Origin of the sequence: Agarivorans sp. QJM3NY_30 (genome assembly GCF_050870855.2) — a bacterium.
In the GTDB taxonomy this organism is placed as follows: Bacteria; Pseudomonadota; Gammaproteobacteria; order Enterobacterales; family Celerinatantimonadaceae; genus Agarivorans.
Map to the genome: position 1 here is coordinate 898,497 of NZ_CP194038.2, position 24,457 is coordinate 922,953.

Below are 24,457 nucleotides of genomic sequence, written 5' to 3' on the forward strand. Positions count from 1 at the left end.
CTTAACTAGACGTGATTTATAACGCAGCGATAGTCGTTTGTTGCGCGACTAGTTTTGCTTTTGCTTTGTCCATTTCGGCTAACTTAGCACGCTCTTTCGCAATCACTTGCTCAGGTGCGTTTGCCACAAACTTTTGGTTAGACAGTTTACCCGCAACTTTTGCTAAGTCCTTGTCGAGCTTTTCAAGTTGTTTGCCAATCCGCGTTAGCTCGGCTTCTTTATCGATGAGACCAGCCATGGGGATCAGTAGTTCCATGTCACCAAGTAAGGCGGTAGCAGAAGCAGGGGACGCTTCGCCTTCGGCTAACAAACTTGTACTCTCCAATTTGGCTAAAGAAGCTAAGAACGGTGCGTTATCCTTTAGGCGGCGTTGGTCTTCACTGGAGGCATTTTTCAATAAGACATTGAGTGGTTTGTTGGGACTAATGTCCATTTCACCGCGAATATTACGAATTGCCAAAATAAATTGTTTGAGCCATTCAAGATCGGCGATGGCGGCTTCATCCATACGACTTGCATCAAACTCAGGGAAAGCTTGTAACATAATGCTGTCATCCGCCTTGCCCTTGCCAGCTAACGGAGCGACTTGGCGCCAAATTGTTTCGGTGATGTAAGGGGTAATTGGATGCATCAAACGGAGTAAGCTTTCTAGTACATTTAGCAAGGTATAGCGGGTGCCACGTTGCTGTGCTTCACTGCCTTTGAACAAAATCGGCTTCGTGAGTTCTAAATACCAGCCACAGAATTGATTCCAAGTGAATTCATAGATCGTTTGTGCGGCAATATCGAAGCGATAGCTGTCGAGCGCTTCGCGGTAGGCCTTAATTGTTTGCTGATACTGACCTTCGATCCAGCGATCGGCCAGTGAAAATTCCATGTCGCCGCCGCGCTCTTGTGAAGACAGCCCGCAATCTTGCTGTTCGGTATTCATTAATACGTAGCGACTGGCGTTCCACAGCTTATTACAGAAGTTACGATAACCTTCGAGGCGGTTCATATCCCAGTTAATGTCGCGGCCAGTAGTGGCCATAGCGGCAAGAGTAAAGCGCAGCGCATCGGTACCGTGGGCTTCGATGCCACTTTCAAAGGTTTTACGAGTATCTTTTTCAATTTTCTTCGCCAGCTGCGGTTGCATCATATTGCCACAACGCTTACTGACCAAACTTTCAAGATCAATGCCGTCGATCATGTCTAAGGGATCGAGTACGTTCCCCTTCGATTTAGACATTTTGTCGCCGTTTTCGTCGCGGATCAGCCCGGTCACATACACCGTCTTAAAGGGGACTTGTGGCTTGTTGTTTTCATCTTTGATGAAGTACATGGTCATCATAATCATACGGGCAACCCAGAAGAAAATGATGTCGAAACCGGTGACCAATACGTTGCTGGGGTGGAAGGTAGCCAGATCGGGCGTTTTTTCCGGCCAACCTTGGGTGGCGAAAGTCCACAGTCCAGATGAGAACCAGGTATCCAGAACGTCATCGTCTTGGCGCAGACTGATATCGTCGGCTAAACCGTGTTTGCTGCGTACCTCGGCTTCGTTACGACCCACGTAAACTTTGCCTGTTTCGTCGTACCATGCAGGGATGCGGTGCCCCCACCAAAGTTGGCGAGAAATACACCAATCTTGAATGTCGCGCATCCACGAGAAGTACATATTTTCATATTGTTTAGGTACAAACTCAATTTCACCGTCTTCCACGGCTTGGGTTGCGACCTTGGCTAAGGGCGCTGCACGTACATACCATTGGTCGGTAAGCATCGGTTCAATGACCACTCCACCGCGGTCACCGTAAGGAACGGTGTTATTGTGTTCTGCTACTTCTTCGAGCAAGCCGAGTTCATCAAACTTAGCCACAATCGCTTTGCGGGCGGCAAAGCGCTCGAGGCCTTGGTATTCGGCTGGAATGTCGGTAGCGTAAGCGTCTGATGGCTCACCTTTGCTACTAAATACTTCTGCTTCATCACGGATCTCTGCATTCAGGGTGAGAATGTTGATCATCGGCAATTGGTGGCGTTTACCTACTTCGCAGTCATTGAAGTCGTGGGCAGGGGTGATTTTCACACAACCGGTGCCTTTTTCCATGTCGGCGTGTTCATCGCCAACAATCGGAATTCGACGACCCACCAATGGCAGTTCAATAAATTTACCAATCAGGCTGTTATAACGCGGGTCTTCGGGATTTACGGCAACACCGGTATCACCCAACATGGTTTCTGGACGGGTGGTGGCAACGACTAAGTAGTTAAAGCCTTCACTGGTGGTTTCACCATCGGCCAGCGGATAGCGCAGGTGCCACATGTGGCCTTTTTGTTCTTTGTTTTCTACTTCTAGATCAGAAATTGCCGTGTGTAGTTTTGGATCCCAGTTCACCAAACGTTTACCACGATAAATTAGGTCATCTTCATAAAGACGGACGAAGGCTTCTTCAACCGCTTTAGACATCCCTTGATCCATGGTGAAGCGCTCACGTTCCCAATCAACCGAGGCGCCGAGACGACGCAATTGTTTGGTAATAGTGCCACCGGATTCGGCCTTCCAATCCCAGATCTTGTCAATAAATGCTTTACGACCGTAATCGTGCTTGGTTTTATCTTCTTCGGCGGCGATTTTACGCTCGACCACCATTTGGGTAGCGATACCGGCATGGTCGGTCCCTACTTGCCACAGGGTATTTTTACCCTGCATACGCTGATAGCGGACCAGAGTATCCATAATGCTATCTTGAAACGCATGCCCCATATGCAAGCTGCCAGTGACGTTTGGCGGCGGGATCATGATGCTAAACGATTCTTTAGCGGTGTTGCCATGGGGCTTAAAATAGCCCTGTTGTTCCCATTCTTGATATAGCGACTGTTCAATAGCGCTGGGGTTGTAGGTCTTTTCCATTGGATGTCTTGACTCTATTTAATTTCTGGGTTTGTGTAGGCCACGGTGTCTAGTTGTAGACCCTGTTGGCGATACACTCGATAACGTTCTCTAGCCGCTGCTTTACCGATTTCATCCGCGGGTACAAAATCGATAAGATGTTGAAAATTTCTGGCAAAATCGACCGCAGTGCTGGTGAGATTCACCAAACATTGACGGCGTTGCCTTGGTACCTGCCAGGTTATTTCGACAGGCGCTCCCCCTTGGGGGCCTTCACCATTGAGATTGTGCGGTACAAACTGTTCTGGTTCAAACTGCCATAGCAGCTCATCAAGTCGCTCGGCGTGTTGTTTTGACGCACAATAGACGACGCTCCGCTCACCATTTCGATAGTATTGTGCGACGATTTGACACACTATTTTATCGAGGGCCTCGCTGTCACTGATGACCGAATCGGGCATGATATAAAATTTCGCATTCATACGCTAGAGACTACTTGTTCCAAATACGCGAGCCAAGCCCTGTCGGGCTATATTCGTGGTGCTTATTTAAACCAAAACAGGGAGCAAGGCTCCCTGTTGGTTGATTTAGAATGTTGCTTATTCTTCGATTTCCTGACCAGATTTACTGAGTAAAAATTGAGTCAGTAGCGGAACTGGTCTGCCAGTTGCGCCTTTTTCTCCACCTGATTTCCAAGCGGTACCTGCGATATCGAGATGAGCCCAGCTGTATTTCTTGGCAAAACGCGATAAGAAACAGGCCGCGGTAATTGAACCTGCAGTTTTACCACCAATGTTCGCCATATCGGCAAAGTTGCTCGCCAGTTGTTCTTGGTACTCTTCACCGAGTGGTAGCCGCCAAGCTTTATCACCACTTTGTTCGGCACTGTTGAGTAAATCATGAGCCAATGGATTATGTGGCGTCATTAAGCCAGAAGTATGATGGCCTAAAGCGACGACACAGGCACCGGTAAGGGTAGCGACATCAATCACTAACTCTGGATCATAACGTTCTACGTAGGTAAGTACATCACATAGAACCATACGACCTTCAGCATCGGTATTGAGAACCTCAACGGTTTGTCCTGACATGGTCGTAATCACATCGCCGGGTCGATAAGCGTTGCCTCCGGGCATGTTTTCACATCCAGCTAAAATACCGGTCACCTTGAGCGGCAATTGTAACTCGGCTAGGGCTTTCATAGCGCCATAAACACCAGCTGCGCCGCCCATGTCATATTTCATCTCATCCATGCCTGCGCCAGGTTTTAAGGAAATACCACCGGAGTCAAAGGTTAAACCCTTGCCAATTAATACCAGCGGTTTTTGCTCTTCACAACCAGGAGCGCAATATTCGATGATGCTCATCATCGATTCATTATCGGAGCCACGACCAACCGCTAAGTAAGAGTTCATTTCTAGCTCGGCCATTTGCGCTTCTGCAACCACGCTCACCTTAATATTGTCATAATCATTCGCAAGTTGTTGTGCTTGGTCTGCTAAATAGCTCGGATTACAGATATTGGGAGGCAGATTGGCTAAATCTTTGGCATGTTTCACACCATGCGCGACAGCCAAACCATGTTGCACAGCGCTTTCTCCGATAGCCAGTTCACGACGTGTTGGCACATTGAAGACAATTTTGCGCAGTGGACGACGCGTTTCCTCACGATTGCTTTTGAGCATGTCGAAGCTGTATAAACTTTCTTGAGTGGTTTCTACTGCTTGGCGTACTTTCCAATAAGTATTACGTGATTTGACGTGTAACTCAGGTAAGAAACAGACCGCTTCCATAGAACCGGTATCGTTTAAGGTGTTGATCGTTTTGGTGATGATTTGACGGTATTGACGCTCGTTTAATTCACGTTCTTTGCCACAGCCCACCAAGAGCACGCGTTCGCTCAATACGTTGGGTACATGATGTAGCAGCAATACTTGTCCTGCTTTCCCTTCTAGATCACCGCGGCGTAATAGGGCACTGATATAGCCGTCACTAATTTTATCTAGTTGTTCGGCAACTGGTGATAAGCGACGTGGTTCGTAAACACCGACGACTATACACGCACTACGTTGCTTTTCAGGACTGCCACTTTTTACGCTAAATTCCATGAATGCTCCTACAATTAGCAAAACTGGGTTAAGATAGTTTATCTGCTCGAATGGATCAGTTGATCCTAGCGACTGTTTAAATAAATATGAGTGATACAGTCACATTTAGCTATGTGAAACTGTACAAAATAGAAAGTTTATCTGAAATTTTTGCTATTACCAGCAAAGTTCCAAGTTTGAAGTGAATGACTGAGTGCTAATATTCCGCTACTTATTTAAAGAAACGGCCAAAACACAACTCGCAGTGCTTGCTGTTTTGATGCTAATTTTCACCTCGCAAAAGTTTGTTCGGATCTTAGCTCAGGCTGCCGAAGGCAATGTTGCGGGTGAGATCATCGCCAAGGTGATGCTATTAAATGTCCCTTCTTTTTTAATTCTTATCTTACCGATTAGTATGTTTATCGGTGTGTTAGTGGCTCATGGGCGCTTATACGCCGATAGCGAGATGGTGGTATTACAAGCTTGTGGTTACAGCACCGCTCAGTTATTGCGTGATACCTTGGTCTTGGGTTTGCTGTTTACCGTCGTCGCTGCTGCGAATACTTTGTATGTTAGTCCCTACACTAACTATTTGGAACAACGCTTGTTTGACCAAATGGACGCCGAGGCTGGTATGTCGGTGTTGGTACAAGGCCGTTTCGAATCGCTAGGCGGCGGGGTGGTGACCTTCGTTGAACAAATAGAAAATAAAGGCGAACATCTTGAGAAAGTATTTGTGGCGCATACGCCTGCCGCCGGTTCTGAGACCCGCCCATCAGTGGTTATGGCTGAAGAAGGAGGCATAGAGCGCCGCAGTGACGGTTCACAATGGATGGTACTCAGCAACGGCAAACGCTATGAACAAGCGCCTAAAGATTTAGATTTTAGTATTTTACATTTTGAGCGTTATAAAGTTTATTTACGCGAGCAAGAGAGTACTCAATCACAACGGCGTTTGTGGTCACAACCCACCATGGAATTATGGGGAGCGACCGAGTTAGCACAAATTGCTGAATTACAATGGCGAATTTCTTTACCGTTAACTATTCCGATCCTTACTTTTATGGTGGTGCCCTTAGCTGCCGTGAACCCAAGGCAGGGGCGTTACGCAAAGTTATTGCCAGCTATCTTGTTGTACCTTAGTTACTACTTGTTATTGAGTGCCGCTCGCAGTGCTGTTGAGGAAGGGACTTTGCCACCCCACATCGGTTTGTGGTCGGTACATGCGCTGATGTTTAGTATTGCCCTGAGTTATTTGTTTATTCGTAGTGAGTATTACTTGAAAGTGCGTGGAAAATTTAAAGGAAAGGCCTGTGTTTCGAATACTTGATTGGTACATTGGCCGAACGATTTTAATGTCTAGTTTGTTGGTCTTGGTGACCCTACAAAGCTTGAGTATGATCGTAAAATTTGTTGAGCAACTGGGCAGCGTTGGTCAAGGGGATTACCAAGTGGTGGATGCCCTATGGTATGTGTTGCTGAGTGTGCCTCGCGAGTTAGAAATATTTTTCCCTATGGCTGCCTTATTAGGAGCCCTGATCGGCTTAGGATCTTTGGCCAGTACCAGTGAATTGGTGGTGATGCAAAGTGCTGGCTTATCTCGTTTTAATATTGCTTCGGCGGTGCTTAAAACGGCTGTGCCGATGATGATCGCGATGATGCTTTTAGGAGAATATGTTGCCCCTTCCTCAGATTTGGCGGCTAAACAGTTACGTTCTAGCAAGATGTCTGGTGGCTCATTGGTCGCGGTACAACGTGGGATATGGGCTAAAGATGGCGATAGCTTTGTGAGTATTGGCGAAGTTCAAGAAAGTAAAGATATATTCAATATTACGATTTATCGCTTTAATCAGAATGCCGATCTTTACCAACAGGTAGAGGGTGAACGTGCTATTTATGATAAAGATTATTGGTTGATCGATCAGGCTGTGGTGACCGATTTTAGTGATGATGGAGTGACTCGACAACACTTCGACCGTTATCGATGGAATAGCAGCCTCACGCCAGAAAAATTGAGTGTAGTGACGATTAAACCCCATGATTTGTCGATCTCGGGAATGTACTCTTACATTAGTTATTTGCAACAAAACCATCAAGATCCCGCTCGCTACCAGTTAGCCTTAGCACGTAAATTGATGATGCCTATACTCACTGGCATCATGATGTTATTAGCTCTGTCTTTTGTATTTGGTCCGTTGCGTAGCTCCAGTATGGGCGCAAAAATAATGATGGGTGTTGTGGCGGGATTTAGCTATTACATTCTTGATCAAGTCTTAGGTTCGATGAGCTTAGTTTATGGTGTGCCCCCTTATGTGAGCGCAGCCATTCCAAGTGCATTGGTACTTGGGATTGCCTTGTATTTGATCAATCGCCGCGCATAAGTGGTGAGTTAATCACAACAGCCCTCGCGATGAGCTTATTAATCGCGTGGGCTCCTGCCATGATTGCAGCCTACTGTTCGCGTTTTCTGCGCGGCTATTTTTATCATCTGGTGATTTAGATAGGGTTACTTTTTAGGTAGGGTGACCACTTGGCACTTTCCCCATATATCTTGAAAAGCAGTTTTGTCTTTGGTGAGTAATACCATTACGTTACCTAGCCCAAGGGCTGAAGTGAATAAGCGGATCAGCGCTTGGGTATAGGAAATATTCGATCCATCTTTATTTTGAACTCGCAAACGCCAGGCTCGCATTCCGATTGTTTGGCCTTGGTTGTGCCAAAACCAAATATAGAACAAGATGATGCTGCCCCAAATTAGCCCCTGAAACCAAATTTGTGTCACCAAGTAACTCGAGGGCTCCACTCCCTCGGGGAGCGTGAGTAAGCCTAAACTACTACTGACGGCAACCATGGCCAAGCTCAACATGGTTACGACCATCGCAATGGCTGTTGCCATCACTGCATCATAAATATAAGCACCTAAGCGGCGGAAAAAGCCTGCGCTTGGAAGGGCTGAGAGAGAAGCTGCTTGTGTCATAGGATGTTTCCAAAAAAGTGAGGCCTTCATTCTAGCAAAACTCAGTTCACCACCACCAAACTATTGCCGAATTTTGCCAACATAAGCTTATAAAATGCTCGCGCGACCAAATCTTAAACACTTAGACGGCTTATTCTTAAAAAGCACTTGCCAATCTAAAAACGCAGCTTATAATGCCAATCACTCGCTAAGGCGGGGAAAAATGCCAGAGTGATGAAATTGGTAGACATAGGGGATTCAAAATCCCCCGTTAGAAATAACGTGCCGGTTCAAGTCCGGCCTCTGGTACCAAATTAGAAAAAGCCGTCCTAGTGACGGCTTTTTTGTGTTTCAAAATCACCGTCGTGTAGTCTCCCCCCCAACATTCAACTCCTATACCGTCTCATCCTATGCTCTGTAGACAAATCATTTGCGAAGTCATTATTCGGCGGCATTCTACTCGGGTACGATTGTAGGGTAATTTGTCATCCATTCTTCTCGTGTTAAGTAGGTTTTAGCGCCACTTTTATAGTACTCACTGCTTTTATCTACAATCGAAAGGTCATCGGGCGTTGTCGTTATCATATAGAACCAAGTTGGTTTCGTGCTTAAGTACATAAATCGACTGCCTCCAGCACCAGGTAAATAGTTCGCGTTAGCGAAGTCACCTTTTGATACCGACGAAGAAACCGTTGGGTACCGATGGTCATTTATCATGCAGATGGAAAAGGCGGCTACTGTAAACCAGATATCTGTTCAATAAGTAACATTGATAAAACTGTACTAATTATTGAAGTTAAAACTGGTGGGGCTGATTTATCTACTCAACAACAAGTTGGATTTGAGCCAGAGGGAATAGATAGTAAGGGCGAGCCAATGTATCGTATACCCCCAGATGCAATTGCTTCAGGTCAATTAGCTGATAAATTGAATTTAAAGGCGGGAGAAAAAATTGGGATAAAGTACCCTGATGGATTACCAGTAAAAATAGAAAGGGTAGCGGGCTTAAATGAGGTGGGAGAGTAATGAAAAAACGAGAATTTTTAGCTTTTTATAAGCAGCGTTATGACGGCAGGAATATGGGAGGGGGGGCTTGGGAGTTTATTTTGGAAGAGGATGGAGACTATGGTTTTTTAAAAATCATGCCTCGCTTGTTAAAATCTCCACCTCTGCAATATATCGAGCCACAGGTGTATATGGCACCCTCTTGGTTTGCTGAGCTGGTAAGGGAGATTAGAGAAGATAATGAATTAAATCATTTGTTCTGGGATGTGTTAAGGTACAAACCGGATAATGGTGAAGTACTTGAAGAGCATTTACCGCAAACCTTAGTGATGGCTCAAGAGTGGTACAAAGAACAAAGTAAGCCGGAGGTAATGGGAGCTTTTTTAAAGCGAATTCATGAATTTGGCCCTTCGATTGGCCCTGTGCTTAAACAAAGGTTCTATTACTCTTGTGTATTGAAAGGGGATGTTGAGTTGCTTGAGGCAGAGCGCTTGGCTCAGGAAAACGGTACAACTAAATTACCCCCTGCTTATACCTTACAGTTTTTTACTAATGCGGTGCGTTTAGCCAAAGAGTACCGCTCTGGTGAGCGGGTGTGCCCGATAGACTTCTAGGCATGTTGGTCGCTTGTCTAAAATAAAAGGCCGTAGAGTCTGAGGGCTCTCCGCGAATATATTTATGACTTTCGAGCCTTGTTTCAAGGGGGCTAGTGGCTCATTTTTGCAAGGTTTTTAATGCTTGCTGTCGATGCTATTTTTTTAACTTTAACCGCTTATCTCGATAAGCCCTTAAATCAATCATTTGGTTAGACAACACCTTATAATGCTTAATCGAATTGGCTTGAAAACGGTGGTGTTTACCCGCGGTTTTCACTGTTAGCCCAAGCACCTAAAAACCGAAATGGCTGCCTGCTGATACTTTACTATTTTTCACGAATATATTCTCTTGGTTAAAGAGTGTATGGATGGCGACCGAGTTAAGCCAGTTGATTTTTAGTCTCTCGTCAAAAATAATGATCTATTCATTACATGCTTTATATCCATGAGGGGTAAAAATGGAACAGTTAGTGAGTGTCGGGTGGCTCTATAGAAAAGGAGAGCGCTTACTCTGTGTGAAGTCTAAAGGTAAAGATAAATTTTTTATCCCAGGTGGCAAGCTGGAGATTGGAGAAACCAATGAAGTTGGCTTACAGCGTGAAATTCGCGAAGAACTGAGTATTGAATTAGCTCTCGATTCAATTCAGCACCAATTCTCGATCACTGATACGGCATATGCTTTAGCCAATACTCAGCTGACAATGCATTGTTACACCGCAAATTTCACGGGGGATATATTTGCTAACGCAGAAATTGAAAAGGCTGAATGGTTGGGACTTTCTGAAATGAGTTGCTGCGCACCAGCGGCGCAGAAAGCACTTCATCGTGTTCTAAAAAAAACCAATGCTTAGATCTTAAATTTGAGATGGATCTATGGCCACAAACGTTGACTGCAAGATTGGTTTTCTGGGATTGATGAAAGAGTCTTAAAATGCCCGTTTTGCTATCGCTCGACGGGCATTGTTGTTGGCTGATTAATCAGCAATAAAAAGGCTTATCTTCTATGTTCAGTGAGCGTGATGCGGGCTCTTTATTCGTAAAAGTAAACGCGATGTTTAATTTTGCTCACTCATTTTCTAGCGGCTGTGGCTTGATTACCAGCCTTTTACCACTCCGCCTTTAAAGATTGTGGAAGCCGCTTGGTATACTTCATCGGTTTGGTAGGCTTTTACAAAGTTTTGCACATTTGCTGCGTTAACGTTGTCTTCGCGAGCCACGATTAAGTTGACGTAAGGCGATTTTTTACTCTCTACAAAAATACCATCTTTCTCGGGTGACAAGTCGATGCTACTAGCGTAAGTGGTGTTGATAATCGAAAGGGCAACGTCATCAAGTGAACGAGGCAATTGGGCGGCGTCTAATTCAACAATGCTAATGTTTTTAGGATTAGCAACGATATCGCGAACGGTGCCTTGTAGACCAACGCCGTCACGTAAGGTGAGTAGGCCTTGCTGCTCAAGAAGAATTAATGAGCGACCAAGGTTGGTTGGATCATTTGGAACCGCGATACGTGCGCCGTCTGGCAGTTCTGCGATAGTTTTAATTTGCTTTGAGTAGCCGGCGATTGGGTAAACAAAAGAGTTACCTGCGATAGCCAATTTATAGCCGCGATCGAGGATCTGTTGATCCAGATATGGTTTATGTTGGAAGGCGTTGATATCAACAGAGCCATCATCTAATGCTGCATTTGGTGTGACGTAGTCGGTAAAGGTCACTAACTCTACGTCTAGGCCGTATTTTTCTTTGGCTACCTTGGCTGCTACTTCTGCTACTTGAGCTTCTGCTCCGGCAATTACTCCAACTTTAATCTTGCTTAGGTCGGTCTCTTTCTCGCCACAACCCGCTAAAACTAAAGCAGATGCCGCCAGGCTAACTGCGAGAATACTTTTAAGACTAAATTTCATGCTGTGTTTCCTGTAATTAATATCTATTTTTGTCGATCTGGTGGTCGTTTTTAAAACCGTTATTTGCAAATTTTTTCGTTGAAAATCACTATCTGTGGTCGACCCGTCTTACAATCAAGTCGCCAATCGACTGAATAATCTGGACTAAGATGATGAGCATCACTACAGTCACGGCCATAATCACCACATCATAACGGTGAAAACCATAGCGAATAGCCACATCTCCCAAGCCTCCTCCACCAACAGTGCCTGCCATCGCAGAATAACTGACTAAGGTTACTAGTGTGATGGTGACGGCATTGATAATGGTGGGGAGCGCTTCGGGCAGTAAAACTTTGGTGATGATTTGCCTTGGCGTTGCGCCCATCGACTGCGCTGCTTCAACTAAACCAGAAGGAACCTCTAGCAGTGCGCCTTCGATTAAACGTGCAACAAATGGGATTGCACCAATCGTTAGCGGCACAATCGCGGCGGTGGTGCCAATAAAGGTACCTACTAACAGCTTGGTGAGTGGAATAATTGCGACCATGAGCACTAAAAACGGTACCGAACGACCGATATTCACGATTGCACCTAATATTCGGTTTAGTTTGTTGTTTGCAGCTAATCCACCTTTTTTAGTGATATGTAAAATAACACCTAAGGGAATACCAAGTGCAAAGCCAACAATGCCCGCGACCGACACCATGTAGAGGGTTTCGCCCGTAGCGCCGAGTAGTAACTGACCATTGAAGTTTAGCCACTCCACGATTTGTTGAAATGAAAAACCGTTACTGGACATAACCAAGTACCTCCACTTTGACTTTATGTTGTTTCAGAAACTCAATCGCTGCGCTATCGTCTGCTTCATTGCCAAGTAGTTCGGCGACCATCATGCCAAATTTTACCCCTCCGGCGTAATCAAGATCGGAACTTAAAATACTAACATCGATATTAAATTGGCGAGCAATTTGACTGATCAGAGGTGCGTCAACCGTTGCTCCCGTAAACTCTAAGCGCACTAAGGGGTGACTTCCCACGACTCTTTTTGTGTTTAGCCGTACTCGGTAATCTTCGGGGATAGAGAGGTCTAAAGTTGAGCGTATAAAGTCATGAGCCAGTTGGGTTTTGGGATGCGCAAAAATTTCACCAACGGTTCCCTTCTCTACCAGTTCACCACCACCGATGATCGCGACTTGATGACAAATACTCTTCACTACATCCATTTCATGAGTGATCAGTAAAATGGTAATGCCAAGTTGCAAGTTTATCTCTCGTAATAACTCCAGAATCGACTGGGTGGTTGCGGGATCAAGGGCACTGGTGGCTTCATCACATAACAGTACTTTCGGATCAGAGGCTAGGGCTCGCGCAATCGCGACTCGTTGCTTCTGACCGCCACTAAGATTGGCTGGATAGGTGTCTCGTTTATCGGTGAGGCCGACTAAGTCCAAGAGCTCTGTTACTTTACGATCAATCTGCGTTTTATCTGTGTTTGCTAGCTCTAAGGGCAGCGCGATATTGTTGAATACCGTACGTGAAGATAGCAAGTTGAAGTGCTGAAAAATCATCCCTATATTGCGTCTAGCTTGGCAAAGTTGTGGGTGTGAAAGAGTGGTGAGATCGACCCCATCAACAATGATTTGTCCCGAAGTTGGCGCTTCCAGCATATTGACACAACGGATCAAGGTACTTTTACCTGCACCGGATGAGCCAATCACGCCAAAAATGGTTCCTTGAGGAATAGAAAGGTTGATGGCATTAAGCGCAACAATCTCTTTCTCTCCTTGATAGAAAACCTTATTAACATCGCTGATTTCAATCATTTACATAGGCCTATACAAGAGAGCTTAGAATTACATGCTAAGGTGTGACTGAATGGTAGAAGGATGCTATGGATAAGTGCCCTTGAAGTCAATGATTAATTAGCCGTCCAGAAGTCTAATTGGGTATTTTAACAAATCTAATTTGTTCTGAGTTATAGCCTGCTGCTATAAGAGCGCTTTGTGGTTAAACCAAGCGCTATGAAATTCTGTTGTTGTTTGCAGTGGGGGGCGCGTTGTGGCGGCTTTTTATTTGCCGCGCTGGCAACTTGGGATGATTGTACCGCCATCAAGCGGTAAGGCTGGCTACTTGCAACAAGGGGGGATTGGCCGCCGTCGTTTATTCAACTTGGTTATTTTGTGTTATTTGTGAAACGCAAAAAGTCATCGAAATAATCGATGACTCGTCACAATTTGAATCTAAAGTCCTAGACCTTTCTTTGGCGATTTTTTGGCTGCTTTGACTGCTTTGACTGCTTTGACTGCTTTGACTGCTTTGACTGCTTTGACTGCTTTCTTTTCTTTGGCGCTTAACAGCGGTTTCTTCTTGGAGCCTTTTTTACTGTCTTGTCCTTTACTCATGAGCATTTCCTATTTGGGGAAGCACTTAAACCTGCAGTTAGTTTGGATCCAAGCTTAGGAGAATTGCGATGCATTGAGCTCTGTAAACGGAATGCGTAACCATTTCAGTATGGCCTCATGGCGCAACAATAGATATAAATAGCTTATTTTAGCTGGCTGGTTTGCCATCACAGGCAATCTAGTCGTTGCTGACAAAGCCTATTTCCCCGAGTTCCGGTCAGCTAACACCGCGCTTGGCCCGATAAATCTAAGATAGATCACGCTTCACTGCGCTCATCATTTTCTGAAATGACGGGCATTCTAAATGCGAAGTTTGTGGGCAAGTTGCAACATGGAAAAGGCTATTGCGTATTGCTTGTAGCTGTTTAATTTGCGCATCAATCTCAGTCGTTTTTTGGATTAACAATGTTCTATCGATAGACAATTCATCGTTTGTATCGAACATCATTGAAATTTCAATGAGCGATAGCCCAGCCATGCGGCCCAAAGAAATAATATTTAATTTATTCAATACACTTGGAAAATATTGTCGGCGTAGCCCTTTTCGACTGGGGGAGTGGATCAGCCCGATTTTTTCATAATATCTTAAGGTTGAAGGTTTTAAACCAGAGCGACGAGCCACCTCTGCAATATCCATCATATCTCCTATTGACTTAAAGTCGACTTCAAGTTGTACCCTGTTTGTGAATCTATCAAATTAAGAGCGACAAGGGGAATATTTAATGCTTACAAATCTTTGTTTACAAGCCGTTTGGATTGGTATTGGAGCGACGCTGGTCATGGATGGTTGGTCGTTGTTCCAAAAAAGAATACTCGGGATCCCAGCGCTGGATTATGCGCTGCTTGCGCGATGGGTATGTTTCATAGCAAGGGGGCAGCTACTGCATCGAACGATTGTGTCTACACCGCCGGTCAAGGGCGAAAGACTTCTCGGTTGGGCCTTACATTATGCAATTGGGATTGTTTTTGCGATGGCTCATGTGTTTTTATTCGAAGAGGTATGGCTGGCAAGTCCAACACTGCTGCCTGCGTTGATCACCGGGATTGTGACCTTGGTATTTCCTTTTTGTATCATCCAACCTTGTCTTGGTTTTGGGTTTGCGGCAAGTAAAACAGCGGCGCCTCGGTTGGCGAGGGGGTTAAGTATCGTCACTCACAGTGCCTATGGCATTGGCCTATTTTGCAGTGCCTTAACGTTACCCTGGATACTCAGGGGGGCTTAAAGTCGCGCTCAGGTTTGAGCTGAGTCGCGACACGCCGATAGTTTGATGAAGCAAGCCAGTCGGTTTTGCTTAAGTCATCCTTTCCATAAAAGAGCGGAAAAATTCTTTGAGTCTATCGATATAACTCGGGGGAGTTTCAACCCGCGGTTGATGGCTATAAAACTGCTTCAGATAACGCTGTGCATGGCTTTTTCCTGCCACATCATTACTTGATTGCAAATAAGTGATTCGTTCGTGAAACGCCAGCACCTTAGTTTGTGATTTGAATATCGGCGTATATTTTAGATCAAATTGACTGGCAGTTTGCCGATCAAAGTAGCAGCCTTGATCCGCATTAGGGATGTGTTTCCAATAGGGCCCAGTAATATCGAAAACATCGAAGGTGTTATTCCCAAAGTCCAGTTCAATCCATGTGTGATAAAGGTTCTTCACGTTATCGTTATTTGACAAGGCCTTACGTATTCGCTTGCTTAGTGTGTTGAGCGTTTTGGCGTCTTTATCTGCTGGTTCGAGCAGGCCAATCACAACTCGTGTTTGTTTACAGTGAGCGATTCTTTGTTTCACTTGATCGACAATCGCCAAGTGCACTGGCAGGCAATTGAGGCGCATATCCTCGCCTATATCTTGAGTATCATAGGGGGTGACACGCCAATACCGAGCTCCGTTTGGTCCTGCGGTATAAATCTCTCTGAGAGTTTTTTGGGCGGATTTTTTAAGTCAAAAACGTCATTTTTATGAATCTGATAGGGAAGCGTAATCGTCAAACGAACCTCTTTGAATGTTTGCAACATGATCGCGATGAAGACCGCAACTGGAGTTTAGCAGTTTATGGCTTGTGGACACTCGAGTCATCAACTTCAAACCGAGATTGTTATTCAATCAGCTATTAAAGCCGTGATTGAGGTGATATGACTAAGTCATTGTGCCGAGCTTAGGGCTGGGAGTGACTTTAAGTTTGCTCTTGAGCTTGCAAATCGATTCGCTTTAAAAAGGATAGGCTAGGCTCTGTTTTACATTTTCCATCACTACATTTGAGCTGAATTTGAGTATGGTTTGGTCATCCAGAAATAACTCTCGGGTGATTTCTTCATATCTTTGCATACTGGACGCGGTAATCATCAGTATAAAATCTTTTTCGCCCGCCATGTAGTAACACTGTTGTACTTCGGAGTGCGCCTTGGCTTTTTTCTTGAAGTTGTCAATCACGGTGGTGCCACCTTTTGCCAAGGAAACTTCAACAATAATAGTTATGAAGTTGCCTAGCGCGCGGCTATTTAATATGGCGACTTCTTTTTCGATGGTTCCCGATTCCCTCAGTTTCTTGATCCTTCTTTGAACCGCAGTTGCTGACAGTCCTATTTCATTTCCAAGATCTTCAGAGGTTTTTTTGTTGTTTAATTGTAGTTTCGCTAAAAGTTGTCGATCGAAGTCATCCATATGCAGTTTTTCTCCATATTAAGTAAAAATCAGCCGAATTTATGCGTGTGTCAGTATTATAGGCTGCGATTTGAAAGGCGGGTAGGCATAAACTGGATAGACACGAATAATGGGGGAAAATGATGATGTTAATGATGGATAAGCGAACCATGGTTGGGGTGGGTCTCGGTTTAATTGCCTCGATGATTTGGGGCAGTTGGCCGGTGGTGTCAAAAGTCGCTGCGCTGCAAAGTTTGTCTCCTTTAGATATAGCGACCCTTCGTTTCAGTATTGCCGGTTTTATCTTGTTGCCGGTACTGCTGTTCCATGCGATCAAACTAAGCGTGATTTTTAGTAAAGGTGCTATTTTAGCCGTTGGTGCTGGGGCACCCTACGTGATTCTTGCAACTTCGGGGATTAATTTGTCATCGAGTGCTCACTTTGGAACTATTGCACCGAGTACCATGTTGGTATTTTCTACCCTTGGGAGCATGTTTTGTTTTGCGGATAAATTGACGCCCAGCCGATGGTTAGGGATTGTGCTGATCATTTCCGGCATTGTCTTTATCGGCAAAAGTAGTTTTGAGGAATTGAATGCCGACATTTTATTGGGTGATCTTATGTTTGTAGGCTGTGGCGTTCTTTGGGCTTCTTTCACATTACTCTGTAAATTTTGGCAGTTAAACTCTTGGGTCGCTACCGCGATGGTTTCTGTGGTTTCGGCTGTTGTTTGTTTACCAATATCTTTACTCTTCAATCCGGGGGCACTGACTCAACTTCCGGTGGACATGTTGGTTAATCATGGCTTGTATCAAGGCGTATTGGTGGCGATTGTTGCGCTCTATTGCTACGCCAAAAGTATTAGTATTTTGGGCGCTGCCAAAGGCGCTATATTTGCGGCACTAGTGCCTCCAATTGCCTTGGTATTAGGCGTTATAGTGCTTGGTGAGTCGCTGACTAGCGCTGAGTTCATTGGTTCTGCAGGTATCTTTCTAGGTATGCTGTTTTCTCTTGGAATGATCAAATATCAGGGCTTTGGCTTGGTCAATTTGACGAGGAAATCGAATTAAATATAAGCGATAATTGGTTTGAAAAGGTCATGTAGGTTAAAGCCACTAGTAAAATCGAGAGTCAAGCAAGGTTTGCAGAGAAGACTGTTTGAATACCGCATGCCAGGTTTAAATATTTAATTGATAAAATTCATAAAAGGATGACCCTTACAAGATATCTTTTGAGATGTATAATCTGCAACATGCTGTATTTCTAAGTTGTACGCTGCTGATACTGAGTTTTACAAAAAGCACTGAGCGCTTAAGCCTTCCCATTACTCAGCAGTAAAGGAGCAATCAATGAAAGGACTTCGGGGCATTCTCATCAACTTGGCGGCTTATGCCATGTTAATTATGTCGTTTGCAAGTGCAGCACAAGAGACTCGCAGCATTGTTATTGCCACGACAGCCTCCGCAGGCGGCTCCTCTGGGCCAATTTTTGATCATATAGATAAGCAACGTTTAGCGGACCGACCCGGTTATCGTGCTGAGTTGTTGCTGCAGGCTGGTGAGCGCTGTGGTGTTGAAATCAAGTTTTTGTTAGTTCCATGGAAAAGGGCGCTGTTGTTGGTGGAGTATGGTGGTGCAGACGCCGCTTATTCTTCCAGCTATAAAAGCGAACGGGCGGTCTATGGTGCTTATCCGATGAAAGACGGACTACCGGATCCAGAGCGGGCGGTCAGAGGCTACTTTTATCAATTGTTTACGCTTAAACAAAGTGACTTAAAGTGGGATGGAGAAAAGATCAGTGGTCCGAGGACCCGTATCGCGGTTGAACGAGGCTCTGCTGGTATCGATATTGTAAAACGTTTGGGCTTAAAACCGCTGGAGTTTAATGATGAGCAGCAGATGCTGGATATGCTGGTTGCTAAGCGGGTCGACGGCGTTGTTGCGATTGGCGGCAATGTTCAATCGGTGATTGCCTTTGCACCGTTACTCGCTCGTCAGATTAAAATATTACAGCCAGCGCTCAAATCCAAGCTCGGTTATTTGATGTTTTCGAAGAATTTTTATTTTGAGCATACCGCGTTGACGGAGTGTATTTGGAATGCCATTGGTAATATACGCCAGTCCGCAGACTATAAGGCGTTGGTTCAGTCCTATGGTGTTTCTGGGTCGAATTATTAGGGTATCCTTTGCTCTATTCAATGTAAGGCTCTGTTGAACAGCCTCCATCGCTTTTTCTCATCTGTTTGCATCACTCACAAAATACCGTCTGATTCGCTTATCGTGGCACGATGCTACAGATCTCATTTTTTGAGGTCTCTCGAGTGTGCCGAAATATTGTAACGATCCAGTTCTTTGCAAATCTCATTGATTCAGGGAAACTACTGTTCAAACAAAGTGAGATAAGCATGTGGAAATGGATAGTTTAGATTTAAAGATCCTGTCAATTTATCGCAAAGACACTAAAAAGAGCGCTGAGTATATCGGTTCCATGGTGGGTTTGTCGGCTTCTGCCGTTCAACGTCGGATTAAGCAATTACGAAGTAGCGGCATGATTGATAAAGAAATCGCGGAGTTGAATGCCGAGAAATTCGGAATTCAAATGCAGTTTATTATTCATGTGGATCTGATCGATGAGCGAAATACCGATATTGGTCGCTTCGAAAATAAGATGCGAATTCATCCTTGCGTACTGCAATGTTATTACGTTACCGGGCAAAGTGATTTTTGTTTGCTGATTGCAGTGAAGAGTGTGGCTGAGTTTGATTCATTTACTCAAAACATGTTGATGGATGATGACAATGTTCGAAGTTTTACTTCTTCGTTAATTATTCGCCAATCGAAACAGGACGCTTCAGCTTTTATCGAGCAACTGTTGGAGTAGTTGTTGGTGTTTCAGATGACGAAAATATGCGTGTTTTGCTGATTTTAAGCCGGATTTGTGCAGCTTTTTTATAAACAATGGCGCTATTGATTACCTCTTTCTCTTAGCATATTAAGACTCATTTTAGTGAAGGAAATACAATCATGTCTGAGATTATGGAAGTGCTGACACCTGATAGTGATGTATCGGGAAGCCTTCGAAAAAAAGCGCAAATTGTGACCGATTTTGACGATAATCTGCGCTCTTGTGTCAACAACTTACATGCCACCTTAAATGATGTTCGCCATAGGCTCGGATTTGGTCGAGCTTTAGCTGCGCCACAAACGGGGCTGTCTTTAAGGATTATTGTGGTTAACTTGGGGGCTGCGCCAATCACCTTGATTAACCCGGAAATCACTTGGCGCAGTGACGCTATGCAGTCGGTTTGGGATGACTGTTTAAGTACCCCAGAACTGATCGTTAAAATCCAACGGCATCAAAGCATTAGCCTCAAATACCAAAATATTCACGGTGAGTTTCGTGATTGGAATGAGCTTCCGGCCGATTATTCGGAGCTATTGCAACATGAGTATGAACATCTCGATGGCGTGTTGATGATTGACCACGCGAAGGGAGATAACGTGTTACCGTCAGCGCAGAAATCGAGGGTTTGCCCACCAGTGGCGGAGTCGAGGATCTCTTTAAGTAAAATCCAGAGGGCACACCAGCATATCAACCCCTTGTTTACCCAGTCTCGGTTATTCCGTTCGTCCTTTTTAAGCCAAGCTTGCAAGGCCAATATCTGGCTTAAAGATGAAACCGATAATCCGATTGCTTGTTTTAAGGGGCGAGGAGCTGAACACTACCTCTCTACAGTATTCAGTCCTGAGGATAAACGGCCAATTGTTTGTGCGAGTGCCGGTAATTGGGGACTTGCACTGGCTTGGAGTTGTCAGCAGCGAAAACGCCCGCTAGAGGTTTTTGTTCCGAGCAATGCGAACCCGCTTAAGGTTTCTAAAATCAAAGCATTAGGCGCTAAGATTCAGCACTATGGTGATGATTTTGATAGCGCCAAAGAGCAAGCCAAGCTGTATAGCCAACAGCATGCTTATTGTTTTCTGGAAGACGGTAAAGAGGTGGCTGTTTCAGAAGGCGCTGGAAGCATTGGGGTTGAGTTACTCAGCAAGGGCCAGCATTTCGATGCGGTATATATTCCGCTGGGAAATGGGGCCTTGATCAACGGTGTTGCGCGCTGGATAAAAGCATCCTCGCCGAGTACCCAGATTATCGGTGTTGTTCCCAAAGGTGCCGATTCAATGTATTGCAGCTGGCTACAATCTCGTGCGGTTGAGCGTGATTCGGTGAATACGATTGCCGATGGGCTTGCCGTAAGAAGCCCCATTCCGGAAGCGGTGATGGACATGCAAGGTTTGGTAGACAAGGTGATTTTAGTTGATGACCCGCAGATCCAGAGGGCTATGGAAGATGCCGAAACTGCCGATTCGTTGAGATTAGAGCCTTCTGGTGCGGTTGCTATCGCTGGCGTGATTGCAATGAGCGAAGAGCAAGCGCTACAAGGTCATATCGCTGTATTGCTTACCGGAGCAAATCGCGCCTAAGCCGTTTCAGCGACTGCTTATACCAATTTGATTCATTGTATTATCAGCCGCGTTGAATAAATCTGCTGATAAAGAGGCATGAATAGCTGTAACTAGTGGCTCTAATTACAAGGTTTATAACGAAGTTAGCGGTGATTTAGGCCAGTAAAAATGCGCGGTTCATTAGTTAGATTGGTATTATATCGGGTTTGATATAAAACCTCCTGTCGACCGTTGTCAGTCGACAGGAGGTTTACGAATTAGCTTGAATGTTATGACATTTGATACGAGTGAGTTGATATTTCGTTCTTATATCTGTTGTTCCGCTTCGGGTCATCGATTATGGCTGAAAGATCAGCGCCCAGTTTTGGGAGCGTCATTTCATGTTAGCTATATAACCAATAATTTTTAAGCGAGGAGTATTGCGCTAAAGATTTCCCTAGATATTTCCATCCTTAGAGCCCCTCGGCTATTTTTACGATGCTCTCGTTGCTGGCGTATCATTCGCTGTTTTGCTGAAACACTACCATTGAACCCAGACGCAAGCATATTTTTACGTAATGGTGGAATATCTACGCGAGCAATCGCTTTATTGTTAACCACTGCTTGGGCAGGTACCGGATAAAGTTTACGCGGCATGAGGTATTTCAATTTGTTTACCAGCGCGGTGCCGCGCTGAAATGAGCTATCGCGAAGGCTAATAAAGGTTAATGCATCGACAACTTGGGTATCGATATGAATATCAACTCTAACTAGCTCTGAGCGTTTGTAACCATCTGGTTTATAGTCAAGCGTTGCATAGCCTTTGCTGGCAGATTTAAGCTCACTAAAAAAGCCATTAATCATCATTGCTAGGGGCATGCTGTATTCGATGAGAACGTCATCATCGGAAAGGTAGGACATATTCATATAGTCCCCCATTTTGCTGTCACACAATTCTAGAACTCTTCCCGAAAAACGAGAGGGGGTGCTAATGCTCACCCTTACTAAGGGTTCTTCGGCATAGTTTAGAACATCGTGAGATGGAAACAGAGCTGGATTATCGACTTCTAGAATCGTGTTATTTTTTAAAATACACCGGTAATTCACGGTTGGTGCAGTGGTGATTACGTGTTGTTGATATTCCCTTTTAAGGCGTTCTTCAATTATTTCTCGATGCAGCATGCCGAGAAATCCGCAACGAAATCCAGCGCCTAAAGACTCTGATACGTGAGGCTCTACGGAGAGTGAGGCATCATTCAGTTGTAGTTTTTGCATCGCATACCTCAGGTTTTCAGCATTGCCTTGTAGGTCGGGATAAATGCCGCAAAAAACCATTGGTTTTATTTCTGTGAACTTTTGCACTAGCTCTGTTGCCGGCTGGTGGCGTGATGTTATTGTATCTCCAACATGCACCGCGCGAATATCTTTTATAGCCCCAGTGATATAGCCTACATCACCCGTATTGAGTCTTCGAGTCGGGGTCATTTGGGGCATGAAATAACCCGTCTCAATCACTTCAAATGACTGACCTGTCGATATGAATTTAAGTGTTTCCTTTGGCGATAGTTTGCCATCCATTATTCTTACATGCAGGATCGCACCACGGTAACAGTCGTAGTGAGAGTCAAAAATATAGGCTCTTAGAGGGTTTTTGGGATTGCTCCTGGGGCTAGGGAATCGTTTTGGGATCGTGTCAAGCAAGGCTTCAACACCCTCTCCGGTTCTTGCTGACAAGTGCATGATATGTTGTAGGGCAAGGCCATCAATTGCCGATAGCTGCGTCATCACCCGCGCAAGATCAGCCTGAGGGCTGTCAATTTTATTCACGACAGGCAATATTGTGAGCCCATGTTGTTGAGCAAGACGCAAGTTAGCCAGTGTTTGTGCTTGTACACCTTGAGTCGCGTCAATCAGTAGGATAGCACCTTCACAGGCAGTAATGCTGCGGGATACTTCAGAAGAAAAATCGACATGACCTGGGGTGTCAACAAGATTGAATTGCCACTTTTTTCCAGTTTTGTCTTGCCAGAGCATGTGAACGGTTTGCAGTTTAACCGTAATCCCTCGTTCTTGTTCGATATCCATCGAATCTAATATTTGATCTTTCATTTCACGGGCTGTGAGGGTATGGGTGTATTCGATCATGCGGTCGGCAAGGGTTGATTTGCCGTGATCGATATGGGCGATGATGCAGAAATTACGAGTGTTAGAATTATTCATTGAATGGAGCCTTGTATCAATATGGGGAACCCACAGAAAATCAGCATTTCTAAAGGAAGTGCTAGGGGGAGCGTGGCGCCATGAAAGCGCGTTTTGATACATTTTTTAGCCGTCGGCATGATAAAACGGCTAAAATTTTCAGTCAATTATTTTTATCGTAGGGAGATCCTGTCATTTTTGTGGGTGTGAAAAGCGTTTGGTGGCATGGCGGTGGTATAATGCCTTACTCCATACTGTTTGATCATGTGGTGACCAGAAAGCAATAAGGGAGATTCGATTGTCGACCCTCGCTTAGTTAAAAAATACCATTGTTTCCTCTGTAATAGATAAGGAATGACATGAACGCAGAAATGACGATCCTCGAGTGGACCGATACCGCGATTGGCCATCGACTGTGGCTGGAAAAACAAAGCTATTCTAGTACTAGATTATGCTTGAAAGTGGTGAAAGATGTGGTGCCGGAAATTTTATATCTCGATTTAGTGATGTGTCATGATAAGGCGGTAAAAGCGTGGCAAGGTCAAGCCTTCGCGGTATCTTCAGTGTTTGATGATGGCCACTTGTATTCTCAAGTTCGTTGTTTACTGAATCTAAGTGATGGCTGTGTGCTCTGGTTAGTTAATCATATTAAGCTACCCAATGGTCAAAAGATGTCGGCAGATAAGCTGACTTTTGTACCAGGTATGCGCTGTGTGAATGGTGCCTTAGCCGCCATTGATTAACTGCAATTATAAGCAATTCAAGCGGTGAAAGCCTTTGCCTAAGCTGTCGCAATAATAGTCGTTTATGATTGTTTTATGCCATCTACAGCCACCGTGCCCTTGGCTTATCTCGAATACTTATTCAATCGCTTGTTTGTTGTTGGCTCTGATGAGATTGATGATGGTATAGGAATTGACCAAGATAAAGGTTGTTTCCATCATCGTGCCACCAATGGAGCCCAACAACAGGTTGTTGCCTAACCAACAAAAGGAGTTGAATAGAAGCAAGGCGCGAAGTTTTAAGCCTTCCGTTTTAAATAGCCCCCAAGTCGCTAAGGACGTACCAATAATGGGGAGCAGTTCATAGGGGTTATGCATCGCCAGCACACTCATTAACCACAACAGGGCAATAAAACTCCACATGACGCCGCTGGACTGAGTTTTGCTCGACGCATAGGTTCTTAACGCGCTAATGGCACTGGCAAACACCGCCGTATAAGCCCCCATTAATATAAAGTGACCACACAGCACAATTTGAAAAATGGTCAGTCGGCGTCTAAATGCATGGCCATCTTGGGTAAAAAAGGCACTGATACCGATTAGGAAAGCGATCAGGCCGACAACTTGCGCTAGGTTTAATTCTGGCATGATAATTCC

25 protein-coding genes and 1 tRNA gene are annotated in these 24,457 nt (G+C 44.8%); 13 read left to right on the plus strand and 13 right to left on the minus strand.

Annotated elements, in window-relative coordinates; translation table 11 throughout:
* Window positions 1-16: 16 nt before the first annotated feature.
* From ACRRSX_RS04050 to pepA, 3 genes are all read right to left on the minus strand, one after another.
* On the minus strand, window positions 17-2,890 hold the full coding sequence (locus tag ACRRSX_RS04050) for a valine--tRNA ligase (RefSeq protein WP_432454502.1): 2,874 nt from the start codon (window positions 2,888-2,890) through the stop codon (window positions 17-19).
* 14 nt (window positions 2,891-2,904) lie between these two features.
* Entirely contained in the window at window positions 2,905-3,351 is a 447-nt protein-coding gene (locus tag ACRRSX_RS04055) for a DNA polymerase III subunit chi (RefSeq protein WP_432454501.1), read from the minus strand.
* A gap of 117 nt (window positions 3,352-3,468) precedes the next feature.
* A complete protein-coding gene (gene pepA / locus ACRRSX_RS04060; protein ID WP_432454500.1) occupies window positions 3,469-4,977 on the minus strand; it encodes a leucyl aminopeptidase in 1,509 nt (502 codons plus the stop codon).
* 193 nt (window positions 4,978-5,170) lie between these two features.
* Between pepA and lptF the strand changes: the two genes are divergently transcribed.
* Entirely contained in the window at window positions 5,171-6,286 is a 1,116-nt protein-coding gene (gene lptF, locus ACRRSX_RS04065) for an LPS export ABC transporter permease LptF (protein WP_432454499.1), read from the plus strand.
* A gap of 25 nt (window positions 6,287-6,311) precedes the next feature.
* Complete coding sequence (lptG, locus tag ACRRSX_RS04070) at window positions 6,312-7,337, plus strand: LPS export ABC transporter permease LptG (RefSeq protein ID WP_432456101.1); 1,026 nt, start codon at window positions 6,312-6,314, stop codon at window positions 7,335-7,337.
* Window positions 7,338-7,462: 125 nt separating this feature from the next.
* Here the strand turns inward: lptG and ACRRSX_RS04075 are convergent, their stop codons facing one another.
* Entirely contained in the window at window positions 7,463-7,933 is a 471-nt protein-coding gene (locus ACRRSX_RS04075) for an RDD family protein (RefSeq protein ID WP_432454498.1), read from the minus strand.
* A 204-nt stretch (window positions 7,934-8,137) separates the two neighbouring features.
* Between ACRRSX_RS04075 and ACRRSX_RS04080 the strand changes: the two genes are divergently transcribed.
* The 4 genes from ACRRSX_RS04080 (at window position 8,138) to ACRRSX_RS04095 (ending at window position 10,364) form a co-directional block, all read left to right on the plus strand.
* A tRNA-Leu gene (locus tag ACRRSX_RS04080) sits at window positions 8,138-8,224 on the plus strand.
* 390 nt (window positions 8,225-8,614) lie between these two features.
* Window positions 8,615-8,938: a hypothetical protein gene (locus tag ACRRSX_RS04085; protein ID WP_432454497.1), complete on the plus strand. Its 324-nt coding sequence runs from the start codon at window positions 8,615-8,617 to the stop codon at window positions 8,936-8,938.
* Window positions 8,938-9,531 (plus strand): hypothetical protein, encoded by a 594-nt coding sequence (locus tag ACRRSX_RS04090; protein WP_432454496.1) that lies wholly within the window; start codon window positions 8,938-8,940, stop codon window positions 9,529-9,531. Before ACRRSX_RS04085 ends, ACRRSX_RS04090 begins: the two co-directional genes overlap by 1 nt.
* Window positions 9,532-9,971: 440 nt before the next feature.
* The gene (locus ACRRSX_RS04095; protein WP_432454495.1) at window positions 9,972-10,364 is read left to right on the plus strand and encodes an NUDIX hydrolase; all 393 of its coding nucleotides are present in this window, start codon (window positions 9,972-9,974) and stop codon (window positions 10,362-10,364) included.
* A gap of 243 nt (window positions 10,365-10,607) precedes the next feature.
* Here the strand turns inward: ACRRSX_RS04095 and ACRRSX_RS04100 are convergent, their stop codons facing one another.
* The 3 genes from ACRRSX_RS04100 to metN all read right to left on the minus strand — a co-directional run bounded on the left by ACRRSX_RS04100 (window position 10,608) and on the right by metN (window position 13,222).
* Complete coding sequence (locus ACRRSX_RS04100; RefSeq protein ID WP_432454494.1) at window positions 10,608-11,417, minus strand: MetQ/NlpA family lipoprotein; 810 nt, start codon at window positions 11,415-11,417, stop codon at window positions 10,608-10,610.
* Window positions 11,418-11,505: 88 nt separating this feature from the next.
* The gene (locus ACRRSX_RS04105) at window positions 11,506-12,198 is read right to left on the minus strand and encodes a methionine ABC transporter permease (RefSeq protein ID WP_432454493.1); all 693 of its coding nucleotides are present in this window, start codon (window positions 12,196-12,198) and stop codon (window positions 11,506-11,508) included.
* Window positions 12,188-13,222 carry a methionine ABC transporter ATP-binding protein MetN gene (gene metN / locus ACRRSX_RS04110; RefSeq protein WP_432454492.1) on the minus strand — a complete coding sequence of 345 codons (1,035 nt, stop codon included), beginning with the start codon at window positions 13,220-13,222 and terminating at the stop codon, window positions 12,188-12,190. The genes ACRRSX_RS04105 and metN overlap by 11 nt, the downstream gene beginning before the upstream one ends.
* Before the next feature lie 235 nt (window positions 13,223-13,457).
* Here metN and ACRRSX_RS04115 point away from each other — a divergent pair, with 235 nt between their 5' ends.
* Complete coding sequence (locus ACRRSX_RS04115; protein WP_432454491.1) at window positions 13,458-13,592, plus strand: hypothetical protein; 135 nt, start codon at window positions 13,458-13,460, stop codon at window positions 13,590-13,592.
* Window positions 13,593-13,639: 47 nt separating this feature from the next.
* Here the strand turns inward: ACRRSX_RS04115 and ACRRSX_RS04120 are convergent, their stop codons facing one another.
* Together ACRRSX_RS04120 and ACRRSX_RS04125 are read right to left on the minus strand one after the other, a co-directional pair.
* Window positions 13,640-13,801, minus strand: a complete 162-nt coding sequence (locus ACRRSX_RS04120) for a hypothetical protein (protein WP_432454490.1) — start codon at window positions 13,799-13,801, stop codon at window positions 13,640-13,642.
* A 247-nt stretch (window positions 13,802-14,048) separates the two neighbouring features.
* A complete protein-coding gene (locus tag ACRRSX_RS04125) occupies window positions 14,049-14,441 on the minus strand; it encodes a helix-turn-helix domain-containing protein (RefSeq protein WP_432454489.1) in 393 nt (130 codons plus the stop codon).
* Between the two features lie 82 nt (window positions 14,442-14,523).
* Between ACRRSX_RS04125 and ACRRSX_RS04130 the strand changes: the two genes are divergently transcribed.
* Window positions 14,524-15,024, plus strand: coding sequence for a DUF2938 domain-containing protein (locus ACRRSX_RS04130; protein ID WP_432454488.1), 501 nt, complete (start codon window positions 14,524-14,526; stop codon window positions 15,022-15,024).
* 69 nt (window positions 15,025-15,093) lie between these two features.
* On the opposite strand, the gene ACRRSX_RS04135 is transcribed toward ACRRSX_RS04130, so the two are convergent.
* Entirely contained in the window at window positions 15,094-15,633 is a 540-nt protein-coding gene (locus tag ACRRSX_RS04135; RefSeq protein ID WP_432454487.1) for a hypothetical protein, read from the minus strand.
* Between the two features lie 375 nt (window positions 15,634-16,008).
* Window positions 16,009-16,461 carry an Lrp/AsnC family transcriptional regulator gene (locus tag ACRRSX_RS04140; RefSeq protein WP_432454486.1) on the minus strand — a complete coding sequence of 151 codons (453 nt, stop codon included), beginning with the start codon at window positions 16,459-16,461 and terminating at the stop codon, window positions 16,009-16,011.
* A gap of 119 nt (window positions 16,462-16,580) precedes the next feature.
* Between ACRRSX_RS04140 and ACRRSX_RS04145 the strand changes: the two genes are divergently transcribed.
* The 4 genes from ACRRSX_RS04145 to ACRRSX_RS04160 all read left to right on the plus strand — a co-directional run bounded on the left by ACRRSX_RS04145 (window position 16,581) and on the right by ACRRSX_RS04160 (window position 20,918).
* Window positions 16,581-17,510: a DMT family transporter gene (locus ACRRSX_RS04145; RefSeq protein WP_432454485.1), complete on the plus strand. Its 930-nt coding sequence runs from the start codon at window positions 16,581-16,583 to the stop codon at window positions 17,508-17,510.
* Window positions 17,511-17,789: 279 nt separating this feature from the next.
* Window positions 17,790-18,617, plus strand: coding sequence for a substrate-binding periplasmic protein (locus ACRRSX_RS04150; protein WP_432454484.1), 828 nt, complete (start codon window positions 17,790-17,792; stop codon window positions 18,615-18,617).
* A 235-nt stretch (window positions 18,618-18,852) separates the two neighbouring features.
* Window positions 18,853-19,320: an Lrp/AsnC family transcriptional regulator gene (locus ACRRSX_RS04155; protein ID WP_432454483.1), complete on the plus strand. Its 468-nt coding sequence runs from the start codon at window positions 18,853-18,855 to the stop codon at window positions 19,318-19,320.
* Between the two features lie 143 nt (window positions 19,321-19,463).
* The gene (locus tag ACRRSX_RS04160; RefSeq protein ID WP_432454482.1) at window positions 19,464-20,918 is read left to right on the plus strand and encodes a pyridoxal-phosphate dependent enzyme; all 1,455 of its coding nucleotides are present in this window, start codon (window positions 19,464-19,466) and stop codon (window positions 20,916-20,918) included.
* 387 nt (window positions 20,919-21,305) lie between these two features.
* Here the strand turns inward: ACRRSX_RS04160 and lepA are convergent, their stop codons facing one another.
* The gene (gene lepA / locus ACRRSX_RS04165; RefSeq protein WP_432454481.1) at window positions 21,306-23,099 is read right to left on the minus strand and encodes a translation elongation factor 4; all 1,794 of its coding nucleotides are present in this window, start codon (window positions 23,097-23,099) and stop codon (window positions 21,306-21,308) included.
* A 338-nt stretch (window positions 23,100-23,437) separates the two neighbouring features.
* Between lepA and ACRRSX_RS04170 the strand changes: the two genes are divergently transcribed.
* Complete coding sequence (locus ACRRSX_RS04170) at window positions 23,438-23,821, plus strand: hypothetical protein (RefSeq protein ID WP_432454480.1); 384 nt, start codon at window positions 23,438-23,440, stop codon at window positions 23,819-23,821.
* 117 nt (window positions 23,822-23,938) lie between these two features.
* On the opposite strand, the gene ACRRSX_RS04175 is transcribed toward ACRRSX_RS04170, so the two are convergent.
* Entirely contained in the window at window positions 23,939-24,448 is a 510-nt protein-coding gene (locus tag ACRRSX_RS04175; protein ID WP_432454479.1) for a YgjV family protein, read from the minus strand.
* Between the last annotated feature and the right edge of the window lie 9 nt (window positions 24,449-24,457).